The sequence below is a fragment of the Streptomyces sp. NPDC097107 genome, assembly GCF_044762405.1.
Taxonomy (GTDB): domain Bacteria; phylum Actinomycetota; class Actinomycetes; order Streptomycetales; family Streptomycetaceae; genus Streptomyces; species Streptomyces thinghirensis.
This window is the reverse complement of sequence record NZ_JBIWEF010000004.1, coordinates 1-17,047: the sequence shown is the minus strand read 5'-3', so window position 1 is coordinate 17,047 and position 17,047 is coordinate 1. Positions and strand designations below refer to the sequence as shown.

Below are 17,047 nucleotides of genomic sequence, written 5' to 3'. Positions count from 1 at the left end.
ATACCCATGGCCAAGCGCATAGATGTCAGCGGCCTCAACGCCTACTACAGCTCCTTCCTGGCCATCGAGGACATCTCGATGACCGTCGAGCCCCGCTCGGTGACGGCCTTCATCGGCCCGTCCGGCTGCGGCAAGTCCACGTTCCTGCGCACGCTCAACCGCATGCACGAGGTCACGCCGGGCGGCCGGGTCGAGGGCAAGGTCATGCTCGACGACGAGAACCTCTACGGCACGGGCATCGACCCGGTGGCCGTACGCCGCGAGGTCGGCATGGTCTTCCAGCGGCCGAACCCGTTCCCGACCATGTCGGTGTACGACAACGTCGCGGCGGGCCTGCGCCTGAACGGCAAGTACAAGAAGTCGGAACTGGACGACGTCGTCGAGAAGTCCCTGCGCGGCGCGAACCTCTGGAACGAGGTCAAGGACCGCCTGAACAAGCCGGGCTCCGGCCTCTCGGGCGGTCAGCAGCAGCGCCTGTGCATCGCCCGCGCCATCGCGGTCGAGCCGAACGTGCTGCTCATGGACGAGCCCTGCTCCGCCCTGGACCCGATCTCCACCCTCGCCATCGAGGACCTGATCGGCGAGCTGAAGGAGCGCTTCACGATCGTCATCGTGACGCACAACATGCAGCAGGCGGCGCGTGTCTCGGACCGTACGGCGTTCTTCAACCTGGCGGCGGTCGGGCAGCCCGGCAAGCTGATCGAGATCGACGAGACGGAGCGCATCTTCTCCAACCCGTCGGTCCAGGCCACGGAGGACTACATCTCGGGCCGCTTCGGCTAGACCCGAACCCGATCCCCTCGCGGTGCTGCATGGCGGTGCCACCGCGAGGAGCACAAGGGCCCGCCCCCCGGTTCGGGGGGCGGGCCCATCGCCTTGCCTGCGCCTGCGCCGGGGGCGCTACAGGAACGCCAGATTCACGACCCAGAACGAACACGCGGCAACCACCGCGGCCGCCGGCATCGTGATGAACCACCCCATGATGATGTTCCGCGCGACACCCCACCGCACGGCGTTCACCCGCTTCGTCGCCCCCACACCCATGATCGACGACGTGATGACATGCGTCGTCGAGATCGGCGCGTGGAACAGGAACGCCGACCCGAACATGATCGAGGCGCCCGTGGTCTCCGCGGCGAACCCCTGCGGCGGATCCAGCTCGATGATCTTGCGCCCCAGCGTCCGCATGATGCGCCAGCCACCCGCGTACGTCCCCGCGGACAGCATCAGCGCGCAGGCGACCTTCACCCACACCGGGATGGGATCGCCGTAGTCCTCGACGTCGGCGATGACCAGCGCCATCACCACGATGCCCATCGTCTTCTGCGCGTCCTGGAGGCCGTGTCCCAGCGCCATGCCCGCCGCCGACACCGTCTGCGCGATACGGAAGCCGCGCTTGGCCTTGTGCGGATTGGACCGGCGGAAGATCCACATGATCGCGGTCATCACGAGGTAACCGGCGAGCAGACCGATCACCGGCGAGACGAACATGGGGATGACGATCTTGTCGACGACCCCCTGCCAGTAGACGGTCGTACTCCCGGCCAGCGCCGCCCCGACCATGCCGCCGAACAGCGCGTGCGAGGAGGACGAGGGCAGACCGAAGTACCAGGTGATGAGGTTCCAGACGATGGCGCCCACGAGCGCCGCGAAGAGGATTCCCATCCCCTTCGAGCCCTCCGGGGTCTCGATCACCCCCTCACTGACCGTCTTGGCGACCCCGGATCCCATGAACGCACCGGCGAGGTTCATGACGGCGGCCATCGCGAGCGCCGCCCGGGGCGTCAGCGCGCGCGTCGACACGGACGTCGCGATCGCGTTCGCCGAGTCGTGGAAGCCGTTGGTGTACGTGAAGAAGAGCGCGACCCCGATGGTCACGACCAGAGCGAAGGTGTCCATGAAGAGGTCAGGACTCCTTGACCGCGATGGTCTCCACCGTGTTCGCCACGTGCTCGAAGGCGTCGGCCGCCTCTTCCAGGACGTCCACGATCTGCTTCAGCTTCAGCACCTCGATGGCTTCGTACGTGCCGTTGAAGAGGTGGGCGAGCAGCTTGCGGTGCACCTGGTCGGCCTGGTTCTCCAGCCGGTTGACCTCGATCCAGTACTCGGTGAGGTTGTCCATGGTGCGCAGGTTCGGCATCGCCTCGGCCGTCAGCTCGGCGGCCCGCGCCAGCACCTCGATCTGCTGGTCGACGCCCTTGGGCAGTTCCTCGACGTTGTAGAGGACGACCAGGTCGACGGCCTCCTCCATGAAGTCCATGATGTCGTCGAGGGACGACGCGAGGTTGTAGATGTCCTCGCGGTCGAAGGGCGTGATGAACGAGGAGTTCAGCTGGTGGAAGATCGCGTGGGTCGCGTCGTCACCTGCGTGTTCGGCGGCCCGCATACGCTCTGCGATCTCGGCCCGGGCGGATGCGTCCGCCCCGAGCAGTTCCATCAGGAGCTTGGAGCCCGTGACGATGTTGTCCGCGGAGGCGGCGAACATGTCGTAGAAGCTCGTCTCCCTGGGGGTCAGACGAAAGCGCACGTGGGGTCCTCGGGGTGCATCGGTTTCGGTCAGGCTGATGCTAGGCGCATCATCCGGCCACGGCTAACGGGCCGTCCCCCAGTGTCGCCCATCAGGCAGAGTGATGAGCAGGGGGGCGACGCCAGGGGCTCCGTCGAGGGCCCCCTGCCCCGCGAAATTCGTTACCATATACCCGCCAGGGGTATATGTCCGCCATCTGCCCGGACTCTGCCCACTCTGTCCCACAACAGGAGGACGCGATGACGACCACCGAGGCCGGCGCAGGTGCGCCCTCCCCCGCCGTGGACGCGGTGGAGGCGGACGGGACGGATGGGGCGGACATCGTGACCGACCACGACCGCGGTGTGCACGGCTACCACAAGCAGAAGGACGAGCACCTCAAGCGCCTGCGCCGTATCGAGGGCCAGATCCGCGGCCTGCAGCGGATGGTCGACGAGGACGTCTACTGCATCGACATACTCACCCAGGTCTCCGCCTCCACGAAGGCCCTGCAGTCCTTCGCGCTGCAACTCCTGGAGGAGCACCTGCGCCACTGCGTCGCCGACGCGGCCGTCAAGGGCGGCGCCGAGATCGACGCGAAGGTGGAGGAGGCGACGAAGGCGATCGGCCGCCTCCTGCGCACCTGACCCCGATCCGGTAGCACGGCCGGCCGCCCGCGAGCGCGGCCGGCCTCCTACTGGCCGGCCCCGGCCCCTCGCTCCTCGGCCACCCGCAGCACCTCGTCGATGCTCTCCAGGCTGAGCCGCTCCCGGGCGGCCGACGCCGCGATGATCAGTTCGCCGCACAGCTCGATCTCGGCGAGGGCCACGTGGTCCTGAACCGTCGTACCGCCGACCGGAGCCACGCGCGTCACCTCGTCTCTGCCGTCACCGGCTTCCTAGAGTAGGGAGCGGCCTACACACCGCGCATGGCACGGAAGGGCTAGTTCTTGCCGCCCGACGCCTCGCCCGGCGCCTCCGCCGGCGCCTCCCCCGGCCCCTCGCCCGGCTCCGCCGGCTCCGCCGGCTCCGCGGCGATCTTGCCGGCGTAGATGTCCCGGTCCTCCGGCAGCCGTACGCGAACGGCGGCGCCGAAATCGTAGAGCAGCGTCGTCGAGGCGACGGCCACGGTGCCCTCGTCCCGTCCGTTGGCGAAACTGAAGCGGTGCCGGACCTTGCGGATACGGCCCTCGTCGTCGAGGTAGGCGTCGAACGGCACCTCCGCGGTGGCGAAGCCCTTCGCCGCCGCCGCCAGCGCCTGCCTGTTCCCGTCCGACGCGCCACGCGCCGCCCGAGCGAGGTCGGCGGTCCCCCGGTAGTGCCGCACCGCGGTCCCCGCGACCTCCGTCCGCCCCACGTACGTCGCCGTCCGGGTCCCGCGCAGCACCTCGGCGGCGGCGAAGGGGTCCGTCGCGCCGCCGGTCACCAGGTTTCCGTCGGACAGCGACGCGGTCTCCACCCGCACCCACTTGTCGTCGGGCACGCCGGCCCCGCGGTTCTTCATGAACAGGGCACCCGGTGCCAGCAGTTCGGTGATCGGCCGATGCTCACTCGACCCCGCCGGGTCCTGCGGCAGCCGGACCTTCAGCCGCCCGAGCCGCCCCTCGAAGTCGTACACGCCCTCGCCCCGGATGGTCACCCGCGTCCCGCCGCTGGCCATCTCCATCGCGGTACGTGCCTTGGCGCTCCCGGCGGCCACCAGCCGGTCGGCGGCCCGGTGCAGCACGGCGACCGGATCGCCGCCGCCGGCCCCCTGAGCGGCGGCCCCCTGCCCGGAGCACCCGCTCCCGGCCAGACACACGCAGACCACGCCCCCGGCGAGGACGAGCCCCCCGCCCACCTTCCTACTCCGCCGCTCCCTCTCCCACCCGACCATCGCCACCTACCCAGCCGTCACACGCGTTCCGGACCCCCTGCCGTCCCGGTTAACGAGGGGCAGGCGACCCCGGTAACGTTGTGGGCGTGGCGCAGCAGGAAGGTCTCGAAGCTCCCCAGGAAGTCCCGGAACACCTCACGAGGACGGTCGAACAGGGCCCGTTCTGCCTGGCCCGCTGCACCTGCGGCTGGCGAGGCCCGGCCCGCAGAGCGAGGAGCCAGGCCCGTACGGACGCGAAGACCCACGCACCGTCCTGACGCCTCAGGCGGCGAGGTCCCGGTCCCCCGCCTCCGCGCTCTCCTTGCGCGCCCCCGGAATCACGGAATCGCGACCGGCGGCGTCCCCTCGCCCCCGCGCGCTGACCAGCCACCCCACCCGAGGTGACCGCTCGACGGCTCGGGTCAACGGCGTCAGCAGGGCCATGGCGACCGGCGACAGCAGCAGCGCGACCGCCGTACCGAGGGCGAAGCCGCCCACGACGTCCGTCGGGTAGTGCACGCCCATGTAGACCCGGATGAACCCGCCGAACACCGCGAGCACGATGGCGAGGAGCCCGAACTTCCGGTTGGCGACGAACAGGGCGACGGCCAGGGCCATGCACAGCGTGGCGTGATCGCTCACGAAGGAGAAGTCGTCCTTACCCGCGACGAGCACCTCCAGCCCGTCATGGGACTTGAACGGCCGCGGCCGTTCGACGAAACCCCTTATCGGCACGTTGACCAGTACCGCGACACCGGCCGCGAGCGGCGCCCACACCAGTGCCGCCACGTTCGAGGCCGCGTCCTCGCCGCCCCGCCGCCGCACGGACCACCAGCACCACAGCACCAGCAGCACGATCGCGAACAGCAGTCCGTACTCACCCACGAACTCCATGACCCGGTCGAACCAGTGCGGTGCGTCCTTGGCCAGGCCGTTGATGTCGTAGAGCAGCTCGACGTCGGGGTTCGACCCGGATTCGGCGAGTCCAGCCATGGTGCTGCGGCCCCTTCGTCATGTCCTCCGGCGCACCGAGCGCACGCCTCTTCTGCCACCCCCGTGGTCGTAGACCCGCCGGCTCGTTCTCGGCCCGCACACCTACACGTCAACAGGAACGCACGGTCCCCGTTGATACGTTCCACGCTCCACCGAATGATCACGCAGACGTTATCGAAGAGAAACACGTCGCCGCAGCTCAGGGCATGGATTCACGCTGCGTCCAAACCATGGCATTCACACCGTGGTGGGCAGCGCTTTCGCGCCATCCTCGGTCACCCGGGTGGCCCCGAAGTAATCGGGGGTGTCGATCGGGTCGAACCGGATCACAGCGCCCGTCCGCGGCGCGTCGATCATGTAACCGCCGCCGACATAAATCCCCACATGCCGGATGGCCCGGGAGTTGGTGAGATCGTCCGAGAAGAACACCAGGTCGCCGGGCATCAACTCGTCCCGCGAGGGGTGCGGCCCCGCGTTGTACTGGTCGTTCGCGACCCGCGGCAGCTTGACCCCCACATTCTCGTACGCCGCCTTGGTCAGCCCCGAACAGTCGAACCGCCCACCCTGCTCGGGAGTCCCGTTCCCACCCCACAGATACAGCGTCCCGAGCTTCTTCTGCGCGTAGGCGATGGCCCCGGCGGCCTGCTCGGACGGATCGACCCGCGTCTCGGGAGCCGCGAAGCTCTTCTCCAGGGTCGTGATCATCTTGACGTAGTTCTGGGTCTCCTTGTACGGCGGGACACCCTGGTACTTGATGACCGCGTAAGCCCCCGCGTTGTAGGAGGCCAGCATGTTCTCGGTCGGATTCCCGGGCACGTCCTTCACGTACGACGCGAGGGAGCAGTCGTACGACGCCGCCGACGGGATGGCGTCGTTCGGGTCCCACACGTCCCGGTCCCCGTCCCCGTCCCCGTCGATCCCGTGGGTGGCCCACGTCCCGGGGATGAACTGCGCTATACCCTGGGCCGCCGCGTGGCTCCGCGCCCTCGGGTTGAAGCCGCTCTCCTGGTAGAGCTGGGCGGCGAGCAGCGCGGGGTTGATGGCGGGGCAGAGATTGCCCCACTTCTGCACGAGCGGCTGGTACGCCGCGGGCACCGACCCCTTGGCGAGCTTCTTGGCTCCGCCGCCGGCGCCGCCCGCCAGGTTGCCGGAGACAAGGTAGACGCCCACGACGAGCAGCATCACGAAGCCCATCCCGCCCGCTACCGCGACACCGGCGCCGACCCACATCTTGCGCATGGCCCAACTCTCCCCCATGTCGAAGCCGTTCAATAACACTTTCCGGCCATGTCGACGGACAAGCGCCCCGGCCGGCGCAGACCCGGGCCACCTTCACCCACGGGGACGAACCCGACCCCGCCGTCCGCGTTCACGGCACCGGTACCCCCGGACCGTCGTCACGACGGATCGTCAGAAGTGGGAAGCCTTCCCGCTCGACGTGCGGGCGGGCGAATCCGGTCACTTCGCAGAAGGGCCCAACGACGCAACCACACGACAGGTTGCGCTCCAGCCTCATTGCCCGGAGTAACGGAACGTGATACACAGAGTGACCATACGACTCTTCGCACACCGGTCCGCGCAACCCCGTTAGGGCCCGGCACGGACCGGTGGCAAGCTATTCGCACGAAACCCGCCAATCAATGACGCCAAGTCGACATACGACGGCGCCATTGTCGGCAACAATGAGGCCTGACCTCTGCACGTCCGCAGAGGGTGCGGAACTACCCAACAGGGGCGGTGACTTACATGCTCTTTGCGGCCGACGAGGGAGACATCAACACCATCATCGGGGGGATCGCTCCGGACTGGGGCCCCTTCGGCAGCCTGGGCAACGAGGCCAAGATCATGATCGAGGTGGTGATGGCCGTCGCGATTCTGCTCTGCCTCGGCATCGCCATCTGGGGCGCCGCCAAGCAGCGCATCGGTGCCACCGCGCTCCGCGACACCTTCAGCGCGGAGCAGGGCAAGGGCCTCATCGTCGCGGGCCTGACGGGCGTGTTCATCATCGGCTCGCTCGGCACGCTCTTCACGATCGTGTACGGAATGGCCGTGTAGCCCGGCGCGCATCCGTTCCTCCCCTCCACCCCACCCGCCCGTCGTGCCAACCGGCTGAGGTTGCGTTTCCCTGATGTCGAGTCACCACACCGCGCCCGAGCGGGAACCAGCACGGCTACCGTCGTACTTCTACGGCAGGCACGACGTCGAGGGGGCGTACGCGGCATGAGTCTCGAAGACGACCACCAGTCCTCCGGCGGTTACGGCGGCACGGGCCAGACACGGACACGGCTGCCCGACGGGGACGGCGACGGCTACGGCGGCCCCCGTCGCGGCGGCCGCTCGTCGTCCCGGAGCCTGGTCACCGTGGTCGGCGTCGTCGTCCTCCTCATCGCCGCGATCGCCTTCGCGAACCGTGGAGGAGACGGTTCCGCACCCCCGGACGACACGGCCGCGGACAAGCCGAAGGCCTCGTCGACAGCGCCGTCCGGGACTCAGCCGGTGCAGTCGGGCTTCGCCCGGGACGAGCAGGGGGCACAGAGCGCGGCGGCGAACTATGCGGTGGCGCTGGGTTCTGACGGCATGTTCGACAAGGCCAGACGGCAGGACATCGTCGACAGCGTTTATGCGCCCGAGATCACCGCGTCCCGGCAAGCAGAGTTGGACGGCGCCTACTCGAGCCCGAAGTTCCTGGCGAACATCGGCCTCGACAAGAACGGCAAGGCGCCGGCCGGCCAGACCTTCGTCTCGCGGATCATCCCGGTAGGCACCAAGGTGACGGCGTCCAGCACCGACAAGGCCACCGTCGAGGTTTGGTACACATCCCTCTTCGGGCTGTCCGGTGGCAACTCGACCAACCCGGTGACCGAGAGTTGGTACACCACCACGTACCAGCTGACGTGGACCAACAGCGACTGGAAAGTCATCGACTTCCAGCAGAAGGACGGACCAGTGCCCGTCGGTCGCGATCAGAGGGCCTCCACCGCCGACGACATGACGAAGGCCGTCGAGGAGTACGGAGGGTTCACGTATGCGCGCTAACCACCGCGTCCTCAAGGTCACAGCCGCCGTTGCAGCGGCACAGGCCGCCACGGTGCTGCTGGCTACCCACGCCTTCGCCGCCCCCACGCCCACGCCCACGCCCACGCCGACGCCGACGCCGACGCCGACGGACACCAACGATCCGTGTGACCTCATCCGCGGCCCCGCCAAGGACTACTGCGAACGAGGCGAAGGCAGCGGCTCCACCGGCGGAGGCGGCGCCGGAACTTTCGACTCCCCCACCTCCGCCCTGGACCCCCTCTCCTCCCTCGCCAAGGGCTGTGCCGACGCCGCCTCCTGGACCATCGACAAGCTCAGCGCCGCCGTCCAGGACACGGCGAACGTCGACTTCACGAACCCGACGTTCCTCCAGCAGTACGCCGTCGTCTTCGCGGCGTCGACGATCCTCACGCTGCTCCTGTGGCTCCTCGCGGTAGCGAAGCGTGCCGTGCGCGGCGCCCCCCTGAGCACCGCGCTCTCCGAGGCCATCGGGTTCCTCTGGCTCACCGTCCTGGCGTCCGCCTTCACGCCGCTGATCCTCTACACCGTCGTATCGGCGACCGACGGCGTCACCGACGTACTCGCCAAGGCCACCGGCGAGCAGACGGACACCTTCTTCGGCACGTTCTCCGCCGCCCTGGAGAAGGGCGAGGACATCGGCGGCGGACCGATCATGCTGATCGTCGTCTCCCTGGTGTCGATCCTCGCCGCCGGCGTGCTCTGGCTGGAACTCGTCATCCGCGCCGCCCTGCTCTACGTCGGCGCCCTGCTCGGCACCGTCGTCTACGCCGGCCTGGTCGACAAGAACCTGTGGGGTCACGTCCGCCGCTGGGCCGGGATCATGATCGCGGTCATTCTCGTGAAGCCCGTCATCGTGATCGTGCTCGGGCTCGCCGGGGCGCTCTCCGCCGACGACGGGCCGGACGCCTTCTCGGCCGTGGTCTCCGGCCTCGCCATCATCCTGCTCGCCATCTTCGCGTCCGCGATGATCTACCGCTTCGTCCCCGGCTTCGGCGACGAGATCGCGAACGGCCGCAACAACCGCATCATGCAGGGCGCCGAAGGCAAGGCCGCAGCCGTGATCAGCTCCCCGGCGAACCTGGTCGCCCAGGGCATCAGGACCCACAGCACCCGCCACAACGGCGACAGTGGCGGCGGTGGCGGCCAGTCCAGCTCCTCCTCCGCGTCCCGTCCCTCGAACCCCGCCTCCGGCGGAGTCGCCGCGCACAGCTCGCGCCCCTCGAACGGCGGCGGCGGAAATGTCCCCTCCGCCGCACCCGCACCACGCTCCGGCAGCCCGGTGAACACGCCTCACGCAAGCAACACCCGTAACAGCAAAAACAGCACAGGAGGTGACGGGCGTTGACGACCGAGTCCCACGTGTCCCATCCGGTCACGCCCCGCCGCACGTATCTGATCGGCCGCGCCAGGCCGAACGCGATCGTCGGCCGCAACCGCGAGACCGGTGAGATCGCGCTGATCGTCGTGGGCGCGTTCCTCGGCATGATGTGCGGGCTCCTCGTCCCCGTCCTGACCCTGCGCATCGTGCTGCTCGTCGGCTTCCCCACGCTCGCGCTGGCGGCCGTCTACGTGCCGTACAAGCACCGCACGTTCTACAAGTGGTTCGAGATCAACCGCAGCTACAAGCGGACGCTCCGCAGGGGCACCACCTACCGCTCCGGCGTCATCGAGGCCGGCACCCGGCTCGACGGACGGGAGATCGAGATCGGCCCGCCGCCCGGCATCGGCCGCATCACCTGGCTGGCGGCGCCCTTCGGGCCGGACGAGATCGCCGTACTGCTGCACGCCGACCGCAAGATGGTGACGGCCGCGATCGAGATCGAGGGCCCCGGCGTCGGCCTGCGCGACTCCGAGGACCAGGAGGCCCTCGTCGACCGCTTCGGCACCCTGCTCAAGCACGTGGCCAACGGCGACGGCTTCGTCACCCGCATCCAGATGCTCGCCCGCACCCTCCCGGCCGACCCCGACGCGCACGCCAAGGACGTCGCCCAGCGCGGCGACGACAAGGCGCCGCCCTGGCTGCAGCAGTCGTACGACCAGCTCCAGTCCATGGTGTCCACCAGCAGCGAGCAGCACCGCGCCTACCTCATCGGCTGCATGCACTACAACCGCGAACTGGCCGCCGAGGCCCACGCGATGGCTCGCGCCGCCCGCCCGCAGAACGGGCGCAAGCTGGACCGGGACGCGGGACTGGCGGTCGTCATGGCTCGCGAGCTGACCGACATCTGCTCCCGCCTCCAGGAAGCCGACATCCGCGTACGCCAGCCGCTGGGGCAGGGCCGGCTCGCCTCCCTCATCCACGCCATGTACGACCCGGACCACCCCATCGACCACATCCAGGCGATGACCAAGCGCAACGCCTGGCCGGCCGAGCTGGACGCCATGGAGCCCACCTACCTCCAGGCCAAGACCCGCGAGTCCTCCACCCGCGCCCCCTGGTGCCACGCCACCGCCTGGGTCAAGGAGTGGCCGATGACCCCGGTCGGCGTGAACTTCCTCGCGCCGCTCCTCGTCCACACCCCGGACGTCATCCGCACCGTCGCCGTGACGATGGACCTCGAGCCCACCGAGGTCGCCATCGAGCGCATGCTGACGGAGAAGACGAACGACGAGGCCGAGGCCTCCCGCGCCGCCAAGATGAACCGCACCGTCGACCCGCGCGACATCGCCGCCCACGGCCGCCTGGACCAGCGGGGCGAGGACCTCGCCAGCGGCGCGGCCGGCGTCAACCTGGTCGGCTACATCACGGTCTCCTCCCGTTCCCCCGAGGCGCTGGCCCGCGACAAGCGGACGATAAGGGCCTCGGCCGGAAAGTCGTACCTGAAACTGGAGTGGTGCGACCGTGAGCACCATCGCGCCTTCGTGAACACACTTCCGTTCGCCACCGGCATCCGAAGGTAGGGGCTGAGCCTGATGCGGGACCCGCTGTCCGTCCTCACCGAAGCCTTCACGTCCTTCCTCTTCGGGAAGGTGGAGACGACCCGCCTCCCCGTCCGCACCTCCACGGGCCAGGCGCAGGCCGTCTACCTGCCGACCGCCGCGCCCGGCCTCGGCGACTCCGGCGTGATCATCGGCCGCGAGGTCTACTCCGGCAAGGGCTACATCTACGACCCCTTCCAGCTGTACGGGCAGCAGCTCCCCGCCCCGCACTGGCTGGTGCTCGGGGAGTCGGGAAACGGCAAGTCGGCGCTCGAGAAGACGTACGTCCTGCGCCAGCTCCGCTTCCGCGACCGCCAGGTCGTCGTCCTGGACGCCCAGGGCGAGGACGGGGCCGGTGAATGGAACCTCATCGCGCAGCAGCTGGGTATAACTCCGATCCGGCTGGACCCGATGGCGGCACTCGACCAGGGCATCCGGCTCAACCCCCTCGACCCGGCGATCACCACGACCGGGCAGCTGGCCCTGCTCCGCACGATCATCGAGGTCGCGATGGGGCACGGCCTGGACGAGCGCTCCGGCTTCGCGCTCAAGGTCGCGCACGCCTACGTCAACGAGACCATCGTCCAGCGCCAGCCGGTCCTCACCGACATCGTCGAGCAGCTCCGCCACCCCGAGCCGGAGTCCGCCGAGGCGATGAACGTCGCCATAGACGACGTACGGGCCTGGGGCCTGGACGTGGCACTCGTCCTCGACCGCCTCGTCGACGGTGACCTGCGCGGCATGTTCGACGGCCCGACGACGGTCGGCATCGACCTCGACGCCCCCCTCATCGTCTTCGACCTCTCCCACATCGACCGCAACTCCATCGCCATGCCGATCCTCATGGCCATCGTGGGGGTCTGGCTGGAGCACACCTGGATCCGTCCCGACCGGAAGAAGCGCATCTTCCTGGTCGAGGAGGCCTGGCACATCATCAACAGCCCCTTCGTGGCACAGCTGTTCCAGCGGTTGCTCAAGTTCGGGCGACGGCTGGGTCTGTCGTTCGTGGCGGTGGTGCACCACCTGTCGGACGTCGTCGACGGGGCGGCGGCCAGAGAGGCTGCGGCCATCCTGAAGATGGCCTCCACCCGGACCATCTACGCCCAGAAGGCCGACGAGGCGCGGGCCACGGGGCGCGTACTGGGCCTGCCACGCTGGGCCGTGGAGATCATCCCCTCCCTCACCCCCGGCATCGCGGTGTGGGACGTCAACGGCAACGTCCAGGTGGTCAAGCACCTGATCACCGAGACCGAACGCCCCCTGGTCTTCACCGACCGCGCGATGACCCAGTCGTCCGCCGACTTCAACGACGACGCCCTGCGCGCCGCCGAACTGGAGGCGGAGGAAAGGGCGGCGGCCTTCATGGAACAGCACATCGGCGACTCGTCCGAATCGACGGTGGCGTAGGAAGACGGGAGGGACCGGACGCATGAGACCGGACGGACGGGACGACCACCGCGGCCGGCGGCCGGCCCAGCAGGGCGGCATCCCCGACGGCCTGCTGCTCGGCATACTCGCCTTCCTCCTCGGCATGACCCTGCTGGTGTGGACGGCGACCGGCCTGTCCGCGCTCTTCGCCCACGGCTCCTGGCCCTCCGGCGTCACCTTCACCGGCACCCCTCTGGCCATGCGCCACCTGATCTCCGAGCCCCACGACATCCCAGGCGCCTGGCCGGACACCCCCGGCACGGCGCTCTCCGGGTACGGGCTGTTCTGGGGGCTGTTCATCGGCCAGATGATGGTGCTGGTCGTCCTGACGGTGTTCGTGATGGGAACGGTCGCCCGCTGGCGCGCGGTACGGCGGCAGGGGCGGCGTGTGAAGGCGACGGCGGCGCACGTGCGGGAGCCGGAGCCGACGCGGGAGCAAGTGCCGGAGCCGGAGCCGACTCGGGGGCAACTGCCCGAGCAGGAGCCGACGCGGGAACAACTGCCCGAGCAGGAGCCGACGCGGGAGCAACTGCCCGAGCAGGTGCACGAGGTGCCGGTCCCCAGGGCACCGGAGCGGACGGTCGCGGAGGCCGAGCCCCTCACTGCTGTGGCCGACGGCAAACGCGTGGGCGGGTGGGAAGCGAACCGCGTCGAGGGCGCGGTGCACTACGGCCCGCCGGACACCCGCCGCTCGACCGCCACCGAGACCCTGCGGGACGCGGAGGGCCCCGCCCTCGTCATCACCTCGAACCCGGCCCTCTGGGCGGACACCAAGGACGCCCGCGCGAAACTCGGGCCGGCCCACCTCTACGACCCGAACCACCTCTGCGACACCCCGGACCGACTCCACTGGTCCCCCACCGCCGGCTGCGAGGACAGACCGACGGCCACCACCAGAGCGGCCGCCCTCCTCACCCCGGTCCGCCCCACCGCCCGGCTCGACCAGGCGGTCGGTGACACCGCGGAACTCCTGCTGCGCAGCTACCTGCACGCCGCCGCCGTCGACGGCCGCACCGTCCGCCACGTCCACCGCTGGTCCCAGGGCCTCCAGGTCCAGGACGCCGTACGCATTCTCCGTACCAACCCCAAGGCCGCGCCCGGCTCCGCGGGCGAACTCGAAGGTGCCCTCACCGGATACCCCGAACGCCGGGACATGGCACAGCAACTGACGACCCGTGCGCTGGCCGCCCTCTCGACGGTCAACATCCGCGAGGCGTGCACTCCCAACCGAAATGATGCCCTCGCCCTGGATTCCTTCATCCACGAACAGGGAACCCTTTACGTGGTGGGTGAATCCATCGAAGACCCCCGGACGAGCCCGGGCGCGATGCCGCTGCTGACGGCGCTCGTCTCAAGCGTGGTCGAGCGCGGCCGGCGCGTGGCCGAACGGTCATCCTCCGGTCGCCTCGACCCACCACTGACGCTCGTCCTGGACGACGTCGCGGCCGTGGCTCCGCTTCCCCAGCTCCCCGAGCTGCTGGCCTCCGGCGCGGACCGGGGCATGCCGACCCTGGCCCTGCTCCGGTCCCGCGAACAGGGCCGGGCCCGCTGGCCCCACGACGAGCTCCCGGTGTAGCGGCGGCCCGGCATCGCCTCAGCGCTCGAGCACGAACTCCAGCTCGTGGTCACCGGGCCCGCCCACCAGCAAAACCGTCCGCCCGCTCGGCGCGAACCCCGCCTTCCGGTAGGCGCCCTGCGCCCGCTCGTTGTCCGGATGCACGATGAGCCGCACCCGCTCCAGGCCGCTCGCCCACGCCCACTCCAGCCCGGCGTCGAACAACGCCTTGGTCAGCCCACTGCCCCGCCACTCGGGCCGCACGAACACACCGACCACGTGTCCCTGCCGCCGATCCACGGAGAACCCGGCCAAGTCCGTCGTCCCGGCCTCCTCCACGAGCACGGTCAGCGTGCCGAGCCACTTCCCCCCGGGCACCTCCGCGACGATCTGCCGCGCCCCGGACGCGCCCTCCGCGGCTCCGGCCGCCCGGTCCTGCCAGTAGGAGTCCGGCCGGGCAGCGGCGACGTCGTACGTCTCCAGATAGGCGAGGTGCGCGAGCGGATCCCGCAGCGCGCGCAGCCGCAGCTCCTTCAAGGCGGGCCATTCGTCGGCGCGTATGGAGCGGATCACGTAGTCACCGGGGGCCGTGGAACTCATGCGGGCCACCGTAATACCCGGGTACTACGCACCTCACCTGATATACCGCCTCCGGGCGGACGCCCCCTCGCACGCGGGGCCGCGATCATGGCCGGATGGACCCCGTGAAGCCCGTGCCGGAAGGCCGAGCGGCCGAACCCCTCACTGAGTACGTCCAGCGCGTCAGCCGGCGGGTCCGCGCCTTCGACCGTCGCCGTCCCCTCGTGTGGGACCTGCACCTCACCGGTTTCTGGGTGCTGGCCGCCCTGATCGACGCCTCCGGCGGCTGGCGCAACGTCGCCCACGATCCCGGCGTTCCCATCGGCCTCGTCCTCGCGCTCAGCCTCGCCCTCTCCGTCCCCCTCCTCTGGCGCCGCAGCCACCCCCAGGCCGGCCTGCTCCTCATGCTGCCCGCGGCCCTGGTGAACGCCTGGTCGGGCGCCGCCCTCCAAGCGGCCCTGCTCCAGTTGCTCCTCGTCCACCACATCGCCCTGCGCCTGCCGCTGCGCGACCTCTGGTGGGCGGTGCTCCTGGTGACCGCCCCGACCTGTGTCGCGGTCGCCCGGTACGGGGACAGCGCCGGCTCCTGGAACCAGCAGGTCGGCTCGCAGATCCTCTCCGTCGGCGTGGCCGCCCTCATCGGCATCACCGTCCGCACCCGGCGGGACTACACCGAGGCCCTGGAGGACCGCGCCCGCCGCCTGGAGACGGAACGCGACCAGCAGGGCCGCCTCGCCGCCGCCGCCGAACGCGCCCGCATAGCCCGGGAGATGCACGACATCATCGGCCACAACCTCTCCGTCATCACCGGCCTCGCCGACGGCGGTCGCTACGCCGCCGCCAGATCGCCCGAACGCGCCGCCCAGGCCCTCGACGCCATCGCCACCACCAGCCGCCAGGCCCTGGGCGAACTACGCCGCCTCCTCGACGTCCTGCGCGAGGAGGAGCCGCACGGCGACCAGGCGGCCGAGCTGGCCCCGCAGCCCTCCCTCACCGACCTCGACCAGCTCCTCGACGGCGTCCGCAGCGCGGGTCTCCCCGTCCGCACGACCGTCCAGGGCCGGGCCACTCTTCCTCAGGGCCGCCAGCTCACGGTCTACCGAGTCATCCAGGAAGCCCTCACCAACACCCTGAAGCACGCCGGCCCCGACGCCACCGCGCACATCGCCCTCTCCTACGAGACCGGCGGCGCAGTCGCCCTCACCGTCATCGACACCGGCCGCGGCGGACCGGCTCCCGCCCCCTCCGACGGCCGCGGTCTGCCCGGCATGCGGGAGCGAACGTCCCTGTACGGCGGCACACTTGAGGCCGGCCCACGACCGAGCCCCGAGCGGGGATGGCGCGTCCACCTGTACCTACCGGAGGAATCCCCGCAGTGACCACCGTCCTCATCGCCGACGACCAGCCGCTCCAGCGCTTCGGCTTCCGGATGCTCCTGGAGAGCCAGGACAACATGACGGTCGTGGGCGAGGCGGCCGACGGCGCCGAAGCCGCCCGCATGACGGCCGAACTCCACCCCGATGTGGTCCTCATGGACGTCCGCATGCCCGGCATGGACGGTATCGAGGCGACCCGCCGCATCGTCGCGGGCGGCGGCCACACCCGGGTCCTGATCCTCACGACCTTCGACCTCGACGAGTACGCCTACTCCGGGCTGCGCGCCGGTGCCTCCGGTTTCCTCGTCAAGGACGCCCAGCCGGAGGAGCTGCTCTCCGGCATCCGGGCCGTGGCCACCGGCGACGCGGTGGTGGCCCCGAGCCTGACCCGGCGTCTGCTCGACGCGTACGTCCACCATCTGCCGGCCGCCGGCGCCCCGGACGCCTCCCCCGATCCGCGCCTGACCGCTCTCACCGGGCGCGAGACCGAGATCCTGCGGGTGATAGGCCACGGCTGGACCAACACGGAGATAGCGGAGCGCCTCCACCTCGCCGAGTCCACGGTCAAGACCCATGTGGGCCGCATCCTGTCCAAGACCGGCTCGAGAGACCGTGTCCAGGCGGTCATCCTGGCGTACGACACGAAATTGGTGGGATGAACGGCGGTAAACGCCGGTGAATTCCTCCTGAAACGCAGAAAACCCCGCACCGTTCCCGGTGCGGGGTTTCCTCGCAATGATTGTTCGGCGGCGTCCTACTCTCCCACAGGGTCCCCCCTGC

17 protein-coding genes are annotated in these 17,047 nt (G+C 69.9%); 10 read left to right on the top strand and 7 right to left on the bottom strand.

Going from position 1 to position 17,047, the window contains the following annotated elements; genetic code table 11:
- Window positions 1-6 precede the first annotated feature (6 nt).
- Window positions 7-783: a phosphate ABC transporter ATP-binding protein PstB gene (gene pstB / locus ACIQ1J_RS10245; protein WP_210963639.1), complete on the top strand. Its 777-nt coding sequence runs from the start codon at window positions 7-9 to the stop codon at window positions 781-783.
- 117 nt (window positions 784-900) lie between these two features.
- Here pstB and pitH read toward each other — a convergent pair whose 3' ends face one another.
- Together pitH and ACIQ1J_RS10235 are read right to left on the bottom strand one after the other, a co-directional pair.
- Complete coding sequence (gene pitH, locus ACIQ1J_RS10240) at window positions 901-1,899, bottom strand: low-affinity phosphate transporter PitH (protein ID WP_210963640.1); 999 nt, start codon at window positions 1,897-1,899, stop codon at window positions 901-903.
- Between the two features lie 7 nt (window positions 1,900-1,906).
- Window positions 1,907-2,527 (bottom strand): DUF47 domain-containing protein, encoded by a 621-nt coding sequence (locus ACIQ1J_RS10235; RefSeq protein WP_210963641.1) that lies wholly within the window; start codon window positions 2,525-2,527, stop codon window positions 1,907-1,909.
- Window positions 2,528-2,766: 239 nt separating this feature from the next.
- Between ACIQ1J_RS10235 and ACIQ1J_RS10230 the strand changes: the two genes are divergently transcribed.
- Complete coding sequence (locus ACIQ1J_RS10230; RefSeq protein ID WP_210963642.1) at window positions 2,767-3,153, top strand: metal-sensitive transcriptional regulator; 387 nt, start codon at window positions 2,767-2,769, stop codon at window positions 3,151-3,153.
- Window positions 3,154-3,200: 47 nt separating this feature from the next.
- On the opposite strand, the gene ACIQ1J_RS10225 is transcribed toward ACIQ1J_RS10230, so the two are convergent.
- The 4 genes from ACIQ1J_RS10225 to ACIQ1J_RS10210 all read right to left on the bottom strand — a co-directional run bounded on the left by ACIQ1J_RS10225 (window position 3,201) and on the right by ACIQ1J_RS10210 (window position 6,610).
- The gene (locus ACIQ1J_RS10225; protein ID WP_210963643.1) at window positions 3,201-3,380 is read right to left on the bottom strand and encodes a hypothetical protein; all 180 of its coding nucleotides are present in this window, start codon (window positions 3,378-3,380) and stop codon (window positions 3,201-3,203) included.
- Window positions 3,381-3,448: 68 nt separating this feature from the next.
- Window positions 3,449-4,381 carry a hypothetical protein gene (locus tag ACIQ1J_RS10220; protein WP_403556622.1) on the bottom strand — a complete coding sequence of 311 codons (933 nt, stop codon included), beginning with the start codon at window positions 4,379-4,381 and terminating at the stop codon, window positions 3,449-3,451.
- A gap of 261 nt (window positions 4,382-4,642) precedes the next feature.
- On the bottom strand, window positions 4,643-5,353 hold the full coding sequence (locus ACIQ1J_RS10215) for a phosphatase PAP2 family protein (protein WP_403555853.1): 711 nt from the start codon (window positions 5,351-5,353) through the stop codon (window positions 4,643-4,645).
- 237 nt (window positions 5,354-5,590) lie between these two features.
- Window positions 5,591-6,610, bottom strand: coding sequence for an NlpC/P60 family protein (locus tag ACIQ1J_RS10210; RefSeq protein ID WP_403555851.1), 1,020 nt, complete (start codon window positions 6,608-6,610; stop codon window positions 5,591-5,593).
- A 489-nt stretch (window positions 6,611-7,099) separates the two neighbouring features.
- Between ACIQ1J_RS10210 and ACIQ1J_RS10205 the strand changes: the two genes are divergently transcribed.
- The 6 genes from ACIQ1J_RS10205 (at window position 7,100) to ACIQ1J_RS10180 (ending at window position 14,333) form a co-directional block, all read left to right on the top strand.
- Window positions 7,100-7,408 (top strand): hypothetical protein, encoded by a 309-nt coding sequence (locus ACIQ1J_RS10205; protein WP_121747793.1) that lies wholly within the window; start codon window positions 7,100-7,102, stop codon window positions 7,406-7,408.
- A 165-nt stretch (window positions 7,409-7,573) separates the two neighbouring features.
- Window positions 7,574-8,389, top strand: coding sequence for a hypothetical protein (locus ACIQ1J_RS10200; RefSeq protein WP_403555849.1), 816 nt, complete (start codon window positions 7,574-7,576; stop codon window positions 8,387-8,389).
- Window positions 8,379-9,755, top strand: coding sequence for a hypothetical protein (locus ACIQ1J_RS10195; RefSeq protein ID WP_403555847.1), 1,377 nt, complete (start codon window positions 8,379-8,381; stop codon window positions 9,753-9,755). Before ACIQ1J_RS10200 ends, ACIQ1J_RS10195 begins: the two co-directional genes overlap by 11 nt.
- Window positions 9,752-11,311: an SCO6880 family protein gene (locus tag ACIQ1J_RS10190; protein WP_403555845.1), complete on the top strand. Its 1,560-nt coding sequence runs from the start codon at window positions 9,752-9,754 to the stop codon at window positions 11,309-11,311. The genes ACIQ1J_RS10195 and ACIQ1J_RS10190 overlap by 4 nt, the downstream gene beginning before the upstream one ends.
- Window positions 11,312-11,323: 12 nt before the next feature.
- Window positions 11,324-12,736 (top strand): ATP-binding protein, encoded by a 1,413-nt coding sequence (locus ACIQ1J_RS10185; protein ID WP_210963649.1) that lies wholly within the window; start codon window positions 11,324-11,326, stop codon window positions 12,734-12,736.
- A 22-nt stretch (window positions 12,737-12,758) separates the two neighbouring features.
- Entirely contained in the window at window positions 12,759-14,333 is a 1,575-nt protein-coding gene (locus ACIQ1J_RS10180; RefSeq protein WP_403555842.1) for a type VI secretion protein, read from the top strand.
- A gap of 18 nt (window positions 14,334-14,351) precedes the next feature.
- Here the strand turns inward: ACIQ1J_RS10180 and ACIQ1J_RS10175 are convergent, their stop codons facing one another.
- Window positions 14,352-14,912, bottom strand: a complete 561-nt coding sequence (locus ACIQ1J_RS10175; protein ID WP_403555840.1) for a GNAT family N-acetyltransferase — start codon at window positions 14,910-14,912, stop codon at window positions 14,352-14,354.
- 95 nt (window positions 14,913-15,007) lie between these two features.
- Here ACIQ1J_RS10175 and ACIQ1J_RS10170 point away from each other — a divergent pair, with 95 nt between their 5' ends.
- Together ACIQ1J_RS10170 and ACIQ1J_RS10165 are read left to right on the top strand one after the other, a co-directional pair.
- Complete coding sequence (locus ACIQ1J_RS10170) at window positions 15,008-16,270, top strand: sensor histidine kinase (protein ID WP_403555838.1); 1,263 nt, start codon at window positions 15,008-15,010, stop codon at window positions 16,268-16,270.
- A complete protein-coding gene (locus ACIQ1J_RS10165; RefSeq protein WP_403555836.1) occupies window positions 16,267-16,926 on the top strand; it encodes a response regulator in 660 nt (219 codons plus the stop codon). The genes ACIQ1J_RS10170 and ACIQ1J_RS10165 overlap by 4 nt, the downstream gene beginning before the upstream one ends.
- The last annotated feature ends 121 nt before the right edge of the window (window positions 16,927-17,047 follow it).